The sequence below is a fragment of the Mesorhizobium sp. B2-3-14 genome (assembly GCF_006442175.1).
Taxonomy (GTDB): Bacteria; Pseudomonadota; Alphaproteobacteria; order Rhizobiales; family Rhizobiaceae; genus Mesorhizobium; species Mesorhizobium australicum.
Genome location: NZ_VFVP01000016.1, coordinates 46,117 through 58,382, shown reverse-complemented (window position 1 = coordinate 58,382; position 12,266 = coordinate 46,117). Strand labels below are relative to the sequence as shown.

Sequence of the window (12,266 nt, the reverse complement as noted above, 5' to 3'; positions counted from 1 at the left end):
GCGGCTGCTGCCAGGGCGACGGCTGCTGAGACGGTCATGAGCGCCAGCCCCGCCGTGTCATAAGCCAGCGCATCGCGCAGGTTAAATTGCGTTGTAGTGACCAAATGCGATTACCGGCTCGTAGACGATATAGGTCCTGGTGATAGCTTCCTTGTGCCTCCTCAACCCTGTCATCTGCGATACCCAGGACAAGCTGTTGCTGCTCGAGTCATTGGCTTCGTCCACGGCCTCTGGCCCGCGTTCGCGTTCTCGGCTCCGAGCAGGCAACATTGCAAGACACTGCCGCTGCGATGCCGAGCCTCAATCGGAACGTGCCGCTAGTCGACGGCAAATTCGGTCCGGGCATTGTTTGGTCTCCTGGAACCTCGAGCGGAGCTGGTGAAAAGCAGGCCGCTCACGGAAAGGATCACGAGGAGCGCGCCACTCGCCATCCATATCGACGGAACCTCCGCAAGAAAGGCCCAGCCGAGCAACACAGCGATGATGGGGTTGACGAAGGTATAGGTCGCTACGAAGGTCGGCGTGACTTTGCGGAGCAGCCAGATGTAGGCGGCAAAGGCGATCACCGTTCCGGCAACGGTGAGGTATGCCCACCCAGCGACCGACAACGCCGTGATCGAGGAGGGGTGAAAAAGGCTCACTTCACCCTTGGCGGCACCGACAACCGCCAAGGCAGCGGCGCCAGCCCACAATTCGATGATAGACATCACCAATGGGCTGCTGGACGTTGGGGACTGTTCGGATACCACCGTTCCGACGCTCCAGGACAGGGACGCGCCAAGCAGCAAGAAAATGTCGATGAAGTGCACCGCCCCGATTCCGCCACCGCCTTCTTCCCAGGCTATCAGCGCAACGCCAACGACACCGGGGACGAGAAAGGTCAGTGACAAGGGGCTTGGCCGATCGGGACGTCGGAGGCCTGTCTGAAGCGCCGCAATCCACAAAGGAATGGTCGCCAGCATGATTGCGGCCAGGCCTGTTGGAACACGCTGCTGAACGTTGGCAAGGATGCCGTGGCATCCGACGAAGAAAAGTAATCCGCATATGACGCCGTATAGCAGGGACCTCCTTGACGGAGGCTTCGCACCGGATGCTGCGGCAATGATGAAAAGGATCAGACCACCGACCAGGCAGCGCGCCGCCATCAGCAGGAATGGCGGCAGTGATTGCAGGGCCAGCGTCAAGGCCAGGTAAGTCGAGCCCCAGATGAAGTAGATGGCGCCGAAGGCAGCTATCAGGAGAAAACTTGCGCTGGGGAGCTTCATAGGCGTAAAACCTCTTATGAGGTTAGAATTCGGAGATCGCGCTTGGGTTCCCCGCACAACCTGAAAAAGCGGCAGCCGACCGATGTCGCAAAGGAGGATCTAGCGATCCGCTTTGTCAACACGGTCGCCTGGCGCCTGCGGCAAGCCACTGAGGAGCGGCTTCCCACGTCCGCGGCACTGCTGGATTGGCTTGATGAAAACGGCGTGCGCATTTCCAACGATGCTGCTGAACTCACGCGGGGGAGGGGAGGGCACTTTCAAGGGGCCCAAACCGCATATGCAAGCGCCATAGCGCTGCGCGAGACGATCTATGCACTCCTGGTGGCACAGATCAGAAATGTCAGTCCCGTTGCCGACCACGTCCAGGCATTCAATCGTTTTCTGCATCACAGGCCAGCCGCTTTGCTGGAATGGCGTGCCGGGAAATTCGGCTGGAACGGCTCGCATCCAAATGAACTCGATTTTTGCACGCCGATCGCCATCTCCGCGGCTGAACTCATGACCGGCCCGCGGGCAGGACGGGTCAAGCAATGTGCCGACGATCGCGGCTGCGGCTGGTTGTTCATCGATGAGAGCCGGGCGCAAAACCGTCGTTGGTGTTCCATGGGAGACTGCGGCAACCGCGCCAAGGCGTCGCGCCATTATGCCAGGATCCGCGAGACCCGAACCGGGAACTGACGCCATGGCAGCCCCCACAGATGTTGCTGTAAAAGCAGGTGGCCCTGAGTCACGCCTATCATAGCGTCAACTGTAGCGGGCCATTTCGCCACAGTTCAGTGACAGGATACCAGCTGGCATGGGGTTTGCCGGAGGGGTGTAAGGTCGTATCCTACATCGCGCAAGCTGGATCAGACACTATGTGCAACGACTACGAGCAACACATTCTGTGGGCTGAATACTGCAAGATGATGCAGAGGCTCGAACTCGGGATGCCTACCGGGCAGAGCGAAGGCGATCTGCCCGAGGCCGACGACATCAAGATCAACGATGTCGGCCCGGTGATGCGCGCCGCCGGCAATGGCATCGAACTGGTGCCTATGAACTTTAGCTTCCCGCCATCGAGCCCGCGCGGCGGACCGGTTTTCAATTTCCGCTCCGAAGGCCGAAGCTTTGCCAATAGCAACCGCTGCCTCATTCCGGCCTCGGCATTCTTCGAGTTCACGGGCAAGAAATATCCGAAGGCCAAACATCGCTTCACAATGAATGATGAGCCGTTCATGGCGATCGCCGGCATCTGGCGGGAAGGGCAGGGCGGAGCGCCAGCGGCCTTCACGATGCTGACAACCGGTCCCGGACCAGACGTTGGGCCCTATCACGACCGGCAGATCGTCGTGTTGAGCCCGCATAACTGGGCGCACTGGATCTACCTTACCAAGACCGAAGCGGAGCTGCTTCAACCGTCGCCTGCAGGCACACTGCATGTTGAAACGGTTCGGCCAGGAAGCGACTGATGAGCGCTGCTGGCGGGGCCCAGATTGAAGCCCCTGCTGTTCGGTGACAGGCCCACGACTGCGTACAGGCGCGGCGTCAGCCAGCCTGGTTGGCGGTGGCATTTTCTTTCCAGCCGTGGCGCAGACCAGCCCGGCCAATGCCGGAGAGCACGGCGACCGACAGCTACACCACGTTCGGGACACGATCCAGCCAGCGTGCATCGGCGGGCCTGATCGTCACGGAGGCGACGCAAATGTCGCCTATGGAAAAGGGTAGCAGATCGCGCGCTCAAAGCACGTCGTCGTTGCGTTTCTTTCCCTTGCCTGCAAAACAGCTTCTGGGGGCGAATCCGGTTACCTGGGTCTCGAACCCGCACTAGAGGGAACATTCTGCCTGACAGTAAAATTGTTTAGCGATACCAGAAATGTCGTGCGGAACGATGAACAGACGATCTGCTTGGCGGATTGGAGCCATCGGCATCGGGGGACTTGAGTCGCCGGGTCTGAGATAAAGCGCATTGGTATCCGAGGAAACCTGATGTACCAAGAAACAACATATTGCTCGGCCTGGCCTTTGGCGTTTCCTTGGCACTTGTGCTTAGCGTCATTGAGTGCAGCCCTAAAGTAGTTCAGCATCGCTATGTCCGCAGACGAGACCAAAAGAGCCAAACTCGAACGCCTGATATCATCCGTACCGAAGCACGAATTCGAGTTTCTGATGAAGCTCGGAAAGCTCAGCAGGCAAGAAGCACAGGCGCTCGTCGAGAAGCACAATGGCGATCGCGCCCGGATATATGCTGACTTGGCGGCCATAAGAACATTCAGATGGTAGGGACACATTGCCTGCGAGTTCCTCTAAGTCGAGCACGACGCCGACCCTGGGACGGCAATCTTGCGCCATCCCCATTCTCTCTACTCCAGCGTCGCTATATGGCGGTATGACGGCACCATCTAACGCATGACGAAAGGGCTAGGGCCGCCGACGAGCCCTGCCGACCTCCCGCTCCGGACGGCTCCAGCTCGCTGCCGCGAGGGGAGGGATCGTGCTGTATCGAGTCGCCGCAGTCGGCATTCCCGACGCTGCTCTAGCATGCCGTCCTTCAGCCTCTGCGTTCCGCTCTCCAAACAGGTCTGAACAGCAAGTCCGCAATGCTCGGTTTGCACTCGATCCCTCCCGGTCCCGGCGATGGTGGTGGTCGTCCGATAGGCTTAATTGCGCTGTAGCTAATATAAGATATACCAAGCCTTGCGGGAGGCCCCCCGACCGCGATGGCCGGTGCGGCCCGCATCCCAACATCCCAGACCGCGCCGGCCATTCCAGCTCGTGTCCAATGAGGGATGTAGCTCGCGCTAACAAAAGCTGCTTGCATGTGGATTTGACAGCCCCGCGATGAGCGTGCCGCGCGCCGGAGGCATCGGCGCTGCGCCATGCTTTGGTGGCGGACACCCAACGTTTGCCTCAAAGGGCTACGATGAGGGTTTGCAGGCTAGCAGCTAAAGGGAGATGGAAATCACCCAGGCGCCGGCGCCGCGGAAGGATGGGCGGTCGAACACGCAAGGGTGCGGGGAGCCGGCCCGGCGGAATCCCTGGGAAGGGTCAGCCGGCGCCCAATGGCCGTGCAGAGCCAGCCCCTTGCTGCCGGACGGCAATGCGCCCCTCGCTCAGGAGGCATCTGGATGCCAAGTTGCTCCTACATACAGATGTCAACTGTTTATATAGCTGCATTCGAAACCCGCATATTCCGTCATGCCTCGTAGATCGAGCACGCGAACACGGCCTTGCCGGAATTCGAGAAATTTACGCTCGCGCAGTTCGCGCAGCATCCTGTTGACATGAATCGGAGTGAGGCCGAGGGCGTCCGCGAGATCGTACTGGGTCAGAGGGCATTCATAGCTATCGCGGGTGACGAAGCCTATGTGTTCCAGGCGCGTCCTCAATTCGAGGAACAGATGTGCGGTCCGCGCCAGGGCACTGCGTCGACCAACATTGGTGAGATGTTCAGCGATGACGGCCCCCTTGTGCCCAAGAGCCGCGACGACCAGGGAGAAAAGATGGGGGGATTTCATGGCTGCGAGCGTAAATGTCTTGGTCGAGGCTACCAAGACGTTCAGTTCGGTTCGAGCAACAAACGTTTCAAGCGCGCCACCCCCGCTCGACCGGGACAGGACGAGATCGCCTTTCAAGGCAAAATCAAGGATCTGTCGCTGCCCCCCTGCAAGTTCGTGCGACAGGCAACCCCAGCCCGACTCGACTATGAATACGCGATCATTGTCCTCACCCTGGCTGAAAATGACCGTCTCGGGTGGATAACGCTTCGGTGTGAACCCCAGCGTCTTCATGAGCGCCGAATCTTCGTCGGCAAGCCTGATATACGATGACCGCTTTTCATTCCCGCCCAAAGACTGTGAAGCGTACAACATCTATAATCCCGCCCGATGTCTTCCTTTCTATCCCCAACGGATCGAATGTACATTAAATTTGGCGTGATGGGTACCTGTGCGACGTCGCAGCTACCAGCATGCGAAAGCAAGCGTTGTGCGTCGCAACCCCGCAGCTAGCTTTTATTTCTTGTGAAAGTTTCTTGCATGGAATCGACTATTTCGGCGGCGATGAAGCTGCTGCGATTGTCCACTTGGCCGGCGGCATTCCGCAAGGTATTTGATGCGTCCTTGAGCAACCCTCTTATCTGTCTTGCCGACAACAATTCCGATGCCTCAAGTTCAAGCAGCACCGATTCACTTACGTGCAACGCGGCAAGGGCAACAGCTCGAGGCCTGGTGGCCAGTAATTTCAAGAGATCACTGCTGGGCCTAGTACGCGATTTCTTTGTTGCCATAGTATGCTTCTCAACTGTCCGGACAAGAAGGGTGTTTGGACTCACATCACCTCGCCTTGAGCGATTTAATCGCGATCCGCGGCGGCAACGGGATTGGAAAAGCTCAATCTGTGCGTCGCTTTAGACATATTGTAAGCATGCTATCCCGGTTTGGAGCGACGACACAGAGGCAGGCATACCGAATTAGCCGTAGCTTGCCCTTCCACCTTGGGACACCACGATACCGCCGTCGCCGCTGAGACGTCGCATCGGAGAACGGCGACAAGTCTTTTATCAGAGAAACCATGGTCACTTCCCAGCTCACGGGGTCACCGCTTGCCGTCCGCGACGGGTCTCGCCACCTTTGATCGGACGGGCGCGTACATCGCTGGCCTGCCACGCCGTCGAATTCTTCCGTACCCAGCCGGATGAATAGTGTGGGGCCGACCGTGAGGCTTAGCCCAGAGCCCGCGCGGCGACGCTCTTGCCCAGGCCCAAAGCCGGCATCGGGAAAGATTCGATCTGCCCTTCGGTCTTGTCCAAATACTGCATCAAGGCCGTCACCAAGTGGTAGAAAATGCTGGCGGGAACCTCCGTTGCCTGTGATCTTCCGCGCTCGTCAATTCTGTCGATCCACAAGCCAAGGGGGGCGGGATCGATATGCCATCGAAAGAGGCGGGCGACACGGGCCTCTATCTCTGGTTTCAAATCAGGCCCGCCTATGCCGTCCAAGGCTATGGCTGCCTTGATGGCCTCGCATTGCGGCCAACTGCGGGAGAGCCGGTCGATTGGCATTCCCTGCCGCGACACAGCCGCGTAAGCCAGACCCGTAGCCCTATTCAAGCCGCTGGCGATCGCGGACGAATAGAGCTTCCGTGCATAACTGGCCAAGTCCTTTTGTCCGCTTTTTTGAGCGAAATCGATGAGAAGCGAGGCCCATTCGAAATGGTGGCCCGGTTCGGTCGACAGGCCTTTTTCTCCAGGCAAAGGTAGCCAGTCGACGTCGAAATTTTCCCCCACCGTCCAGCTCTCCTGGTCGAAGAAATGGCATCTGAAGAGATCTACCACGCGAGCCGCCCGGCGCAGATAGGTGCGGTCGCCACTAACGTCATGCCACGCAAGGAAAGCCTCCAGCATGTGCATGTGCGGGTTCGAAAACCGCATCCCGTTCGAGCCCGAGGTTTCCAGGAAGCCGTTCAGACGGTCGTCTTCGAGATGCGCGTCGATGAAATGAAATGTCTCTTGTGCCAGTCGCAAGGCCTCGCGATGGCCGCATCGATGAGCATGGCAAAGTGCCAGGAGTACGCAGGAATGATCGTATGCGTCCTCCGCAGGGTCAGCCACGCTGCCATTGACATTAAGGGTGCGCACCCAGCCGCCACGGGTGGTACGGCCATATTTGGCAATGAAGTCGATGCCGTGGTCGATCAGCTCGTCGGCTGGTCCGGCCCAGCCGCGTTCCTTGGCCACCGCGAAGGCGTAGATCTGGCGAGCCATGGTGCGCATGCGCTTGGGCTTCCCCAGCGGCCTTGTGTCGAAACCGAGCGCCTCGTGAAAGCCGCCGTTCACATCATCGACCCCTACGGTGGACCAAAGCGGCAGGGTTTCGTTGAAGAGCCAATGTTCGACGCGCTTGCGCCAGGAACCGTTGATGATGACCCGGTCTCCCGAGGGCGTGTACTTCGTCTCAAGCCGTCCGCTCTTTTCCAATTGCTCGACGACCTTCTTCACGTTCTGGCTGTGGCTGACAGGGGCGACGAACACCGCGTCCGGTGTCGCTACTACCGCAACCCCCCTCATGCCGATGACGGTCAGCAGCCTTCCTTGGCTTCTAAGGTAGGAGCTGTCGCAGTCCATGGCGACGATGTCGCCCATCACGACATTGCCATTGCCGTCTGTCGGGCTGGCTTCGAGCAGCGATTGCCACGACCCAAGGTCGTTCCAGCGGAAGGAAGCCGTAACCATGGCAATATCGCGTGCATGCTCCATGACGGCATAGTCTATCGAGGTGGAGGGGACGGCCGAGTAGAAACCCTGGGGGAGACAGATACCCGAGAGGTCCGTTCGTGCAGTCTTGTAGGCCCGTTCTGCAGTTTCCCAGATGTCCGGCTGGAACTCGAGAAATGCCCGGCGCATGGTGTCGGCACGAAACAGGAAAATGCCGGCATTCCAGTAGAATCGTCCTGACGATACGTAGTTGCGCGCTGTCTCTGCGTTGGGCTTTTCGACGAAGCGCGAAACTGCAGCCACGCGGTCGTCAGTTGCTGCAACCTCGATGTAGCCGTATCCAGTTTCCGCATGCGTTGGCTTGATGCCGAACACGATGATGCTCCCTGACTCGGCGGCATGAACGCCCGACTCGACGGTCTCCCAGAATTGCGCGTCGGTCGATATTTCATGATCGGAGGGAACCACGAGCACAAGTGCATCGCTGCCATGTTCCGAGATTGTCTGCAGGGTGGCTATGGCGACGGCTGCGGCGGTATTGCGACCGACAGGCTCGAAGATCGGTTTACCGCCGTTCAGGCCGAGCGAAGCAATGTCAGAGATAACACGATCGGCATGTCGTTCGGAAGCGATCAGGTAGATTGGGGTCTGATTGTCGGGCCGCGCCTTGAGCCGCCGGACAGTCTTTGCGAGCATTGAACCGTCGCCCGAAAGGTCGTGGAATTGCTTTGGATTGTCTTCGCGCGAAAGCGGCCAGAGGCGTGAGCCCACGCCCCCGCTCATGACAAAACACACCAGCTCAAATGCCATATTCGAGTTCCCTTCTCAGAAATCTCTAACTACTGGCTCGACCTTTGGATCTTGGCGCAACTGCAGGTCGAGAGCATCAACCATGTCGTGGCGCCCTTTGGACGGAGCAGCGCACCAGAGCCGGATCATAGGCTTCTCCGACGAGGCTGTCACTGTGGCCCCGGCGAGGAGCTGGCAGCAGCGGCGTGAGGCAGGCAGACTGCGAAAAGCCATGCCGACACTCCTGGACCAGGCCGCCAAGGAACAGCCCGGCGATTGGGCGCCAGGCAGCGATCAAATGGCTGCCCAAGTCACGTCCACTACCATCCAGCGCGGCGGCCGGCCCGACGCCGCGTCGTGATGCAATTGAGTTTGTAAAGGACACCTTCCGCTCCGAAATCGCTCACGAGGGAGGGTTTTAGCATGCTGTGGGGCGCCGGCCTCGTCAGGAATTCGGGCAGTCCTGACACCCAGATACGCTCCCCTCATCCAATAGGAGATGCCAATCGGCCGCCGAAAGGATGTCTCGTAGAGGCGAGAGCGTTTTGTATTCTGGCACATGCGTTCCATTCGGGCGCTCACGTTAAGGATTGGGCCGCAAAATGCCGCTTCCCGCATTGAGGTCCCCGTCGCGCGAATATGTCGATGAAAGGCGCCTTGGCCGGCTGGTTCGCCTTCTTCAGGCCACGCAAGTCGAAATCGAGAAGGAGGCGACGCAACTCTATCCGTCGGAAAACGCGATGGCGGACTGCGCCGCGTTTTCTGTGCAGGCGCTCGAGAACGGCGAAACTCTCGAAGTTATCTCCGTCAGGATCGATACGCTCACACATAATATGATGTTGAAACACACACGGCAGGTCTCGCTGCAGCGGCAGCTGTCATTCGTGCGCAGGACTCAAGCAGAATTGCAGCGCCTTCTTCCCTCCCATAGGACGTAGCCGCATACGCCAATTGGCGGCGTTTACCTTCCGGGGCGCAGGCGTAGTCTTCCGCGGCAGTCTGGGATCGCGGGGCCTCGGCTTTCAATGAAAACAGTGGCCGAATGCCAAGGACCACCTGCATGGGGACGGCGTGCGCGCAGGGTTTCCGCGCACGCCTGCCGGAGGCGTTGAATGAACCGCATGTTTCCCAATCAATGGCCCTCGACAACGGACCAGCAGGCTTCCGTCGAACAGGAGTTCATTGGCCTCTCCGACATAACCAGATTTCTGCGGTGCTATGTTGGCACCATCATCGCCTGCCTTGCCGCGGCGCTCTTGGTGGCCGGCTTCTACAATTTGACCACCGACCCAACCTTCACCGCCAGCGCGCAGATCCTGATCGAGCCGAAATTGCCGCAACACCTGCAGGAGGGTGGTGAAGTAAATCTGTCATTGGATACCGCCCAAGTGGAAAGCCAGATCGCAGTCATGCAGTCGGAAAAGATCGCTGCGATGGTCATCGACCAGCTGAAGCTCATCGATGACCCCGAGTTCAACCGTCCGCAGGCTCCGACTTTTCGGGAGAGATTCAGGAGGATAGGAGCCATCCTGCTTGACGCTTTCGGGCCCCGGAAAAGCGCCTGGTTCACCTCGCTTTGGGAGCATTTCGGCCTAGGCGTGCCTGAAACGCCTGCGACGCTGACCGATTACCAAAAGTCTCGGCGCAGCATGTTTATTTTCCGCAACGGCATCGACATCCGCAGGGTCGGCGTTTCCTATGCGATAGACATATCCTTCACCTCTTTTGATCCCGAGGGCGCAGCCAGGATTGCGAACGCCACGGCCGATGCCTTCGTGCGCGAACAGATCGAAACCAAGACCGACGCCGCGAAGGAAGGCGGCGCGTGGCTCGAGCAGCGCCTTGGCCAGTTGCGCACCCAGATGAACGAGGCCATGGCGAAAGCGCAGGAGTTCCGGTCGCGGCACGACTATAGCGTCGGCCACGAAGCCAGCGGCGGCACGAGCGCTGTGCCGACGCTCGAAGAGCTTGAGGTGACTGCTGAAACCTACCAGAAGATGTACGAAAGCTTCCTCCAGGCCTACACCAACTCGGTAAGCCAGCAGTCGTATCCGGTCGCCGACGCAAGGGTGATCACGGCTGCGACGGCGCCGCTCTATCCGAGCGCTCCCAGGCCGAAACTGTTTCTCGCCTTGGCGGCGGTTACCGGGCTCATTCTCGGTATCGGAATTTCGTTTGCCAGGCATACGTTCGACTGGACCATAAGGTCGCCGCGGCACATCCGCGACAATCTGGGTGTCGAATGCGTCGGAGAGGTGCCGCCCACCAGCTGGAGAATGGATTCCGGCCGCCTCGACGAAGTGGTGAAATACCCGTATTCCCCCTTCAGCCACGGCCTCAGGAAGGCACGAACGGAAATCAGCCTTGCGGAAACCAGTCATCCGATAAGATTCCTTGGGTTGACCGCTGTCTCCAACGACAGTTCGAAAAGTTCCGTCGCCAGCAATCTTGCCACGCTTTACGCGATGTCCGGCCTGAAGACGCTGGTGATCGACGCCGACATCCGGGCGAGCATGACCACACGTCTGCTCGGCCCGTCACAGGCCTTCGACAGACCGTGCGAGGATCCCGTTCGCCTCAACATCGTCCGCGCCCCGGGACGGCCGTTCGACATGCTGCCAAGTTCGGTGGTGGACGAAAAGCATCTGCTGGCGCCAGACAAGATGAAGGCGCTCCTTGCGGAACTTACCGCCAGTGACCTGGCCGCATACCAGTTTGCCGCCTACGACATCGTGATCGTCAACCTGCCGACGCTCGCCTCGGGCGCCGACGAGCTGATTGTGGGATCGGTCCTGGACTGCGTCGTGATCGTCGCCGAGTGGGGCAGGACACAAGTCGAAACACTGCGGGAACTTGTCAGGACGCTGCAGGCCAGCAGGACGCCGATACTTGGCGTGCTCCTGGCCCGCGCGATGACGTCCAAGCGCCGCAAGGCGTGAGGCCGGTATCGAGAATCCTCCTTCGGAAGTCGTCAAAGCGTGTAGGGGGATCATTCCTTGGGATAAGGGGATAGCCCCGGAGCGCCGCGCTACCTCCTTTGCCTTTCTTGCTCACAAGCCTCGGCCTTGGAAGAGTGTCGAGGACAATTTCGAACCGGCAACCGTCCAATGACAACAGACGCCTTCGAGAAACAGCCGCACAAGGGAGCGACGATCTGGATTCATCCGTTCCTCCCCGAGCCTGACGACGGCCGGACGACAGTCCTGCATGTCGTTGCCTCGCCCAAGCCCAACAATGCCGGGGCAGTGCTGGCAGACCTGTCGCCCTCGCTTAGGGCAGGAACGACGAACCCTCCCCTGGGAGGCATCTCGAAGCGGTTCATGGATCTGGTCGTGGCAATCTCGGCCCTTGTCATGGCCGCGCCGGTCATGATCGTCGTTGCCCTGCTGATCAGGATAACGACGGGAGGTCCGGCGATGTTCTCACACAGCCGGGTCGGCTTCGGCGGAAAGCCGTTCAATTGCTACAAATTCCGCACCATGGTCGCGAATTCGGACGAAGTTCTCAAAGCATATCTCGAAGCCAATCCCCAGATCACCGCGGAGTGGGAGGAGACTCACAAGATCAGGGACGATCCTCGCGTCACGTCCCTCGGGTGGATCCTGCGCAAGTCGAGCCTCGACGAACTTCCCCAGCTCTTCAACGTCATCCGTGGCGACATGAGCTGCGTGGGGCCGCGGCCCATCGTGAAGGACGAACTCCAGCGCTATGGCGACCATCTGGAGGAATACCTTCGCACGAGACCGGGCGTTACCGGCCTCTGGCAGGTAAGCGGCAGAAGCAGCATGGACTACCCCAGCCGTGTGGCGCTGGATAGCCAATATGTGCGGAACTGGTCAATCTGGCTCGATCTCGCCATCTTGTTCAGGACCGTGTTTGCGGTGATGCGCTTCGACAGGGCTTCCTAGAACGGGGGATCGTCTGTGTCGGATGGTCCATCCTATCCCGTCTCATTGTTTTTAGCCGGACCCCTGCGACGCCACGAGACTGGCTAAATGCCCCCGGGTGGGCATGGGCGT

The 12,266-nt window shown here is 59.4% G+C and carries 10 protein-coding genes; 6 read left to right on the top strand and 4 right to left on the bottom strand.

Annotation, left to right across the window (positions count from 1 at the left end; translation table 11 throughout):
- Positions 1–317: 317 nt before the first annotated feature.
- Complete coding sequence (locus FJ950_RS27715) at positions 318–1,265, bottom strand: EamA family transporter (protein WP_140620205.1); 948 nt, start codon at positions 1,263–1,265, stop codon at positions 318–320.
- 42 nt (positions 1,266–1,307) lie between these two features.
- On the opposite strand from FJ950_RS27715, the gene FJ950_RS27710 reads away from it, so the two are divergent.
- Both FJ950_RS27710 and FJ950_RS27705 read left to right on the top strand, forming a co-directional pair.
- Positions 1,308–1,943 (top strand): ABATE domain-containing protein, encoded by a 636-nt coding sequence (locus FJ950_RS27710; protein WP_246681393.1) that lies wholly within the window; start codon positions 1,308–1,310, stop codon positions 1,941–1,943.
- 179 nt (positions 1,944–2,122) lie between these two features.
- Entirely contained in the window at positions 2,123–2,716 is a 594-nt protein-coding gene (locus FJ950_RS27705; RefSeq protein WP_140620203.1) for an SOS response-associated peptidase family protein, read from the top strand.
- A gap of 1,683 nt (positions 2,717–4,399) precedes the next feature.
- Here the strand turns inward: FJ950_RS27705 and FJ950_RS27695 are convergent.
- The 3 genes from FJ950_RS27695 to FJ950_RS27685 all read right to left on the bottom strand — a co-directional run bounded on the left by FJ950_RS27695 (position 4,400) and on the right by FJ950_RS27685 (position 8,268).
- A complete protein-coding gene (locus FJ950_RS27695) occupies positions 4,400–5,116 on the bottom strand; it encodes a Crp/Fnr family transcriptional regulator (protein ID WP_140620199.1) in 717 nt (238 codons plus the stop codon).
- Between the two features lie 134 nt (positions 5,117–5,250).
- On the bottom strand, positions 5,251–5,532 hold the full coding sequence (locus tag FJ950_RS27690) for a hypothetical protein (protein WP_140620198.1): 282 nt from the start codon (positions 5,530–5,532) through the stop codon (positions 5,251–5,253).
- A gap of 435 nt (positions 5,533–5,967) precedes the next feature.
- A complete protein-coding gene (locus FJ950_RS27685; protein ID WP_140620196.1) occupies positions 5,968–8,268 on the bottom strand; it encodes a mannose-1-phosphate guanylyltransferase/mannose-6-phosphate isomerase in 2,301 nt (766 codons plus the stop codon).
- 211 nt (positions 8,269–8,479) lie between these two features.
- Between FJ950_RS27685 and FJ950_RS30145 the strand changes: the two genes are divergently transcribed.
- From FJ950_RS30145 to FJ950_RS27670, 4 genes are all read left to right on the top strand, one after another.
- On the top strand, positions 8,480–8,608 hold the full coding sequence (locus tag FJ950_RS30145; protein ID WP_281405554.1) for a hypothetical protein: 129 nt from the start codon (positions 8,480–8,482) through the stop codon (positions 8,606–8,608).
- A 241-nt stretch (positions 8,609–8,849) separates the two neighbouring features.
- Positions 8,850–9,185 carry a hypothetical protein gene (locus FJ950_RS27680; protein WP_140620194.1) on the top strand — a complete coding sequence of 112 codons (336 nt, stop codon included), beginning with the start codon at positions 8,850–8,852 and terminating at the stop codon, positions 9,183–9,185.
- A gap of 174 nt (positions 9,186–9,359) precedes the next feature.
- Complete coding sequence (locus FJ950_RS27675; protein WP_140620192.1) at positions 9,360–11,186, top strand: Wzz/FepE/Etk N-terminal domain-containing protein; 1,827 nt, start codon at positions 9,360–9,362, stop codon at positions 11,184–11,186.
- Positions 11,187–11,354: 168 nt separating this feature from the next.
- A complete protein-coding gene (locus tag FJ950_RS27670) occupies positions 11,355–12,155 on the top strand; it encodes a sugar transferase (RefSeq protein WP_140620190.1) in 801 nt (266 codons plus the stop codon).
- Positions 12,156–12,266: the final 111 nt, after the last annotated feature.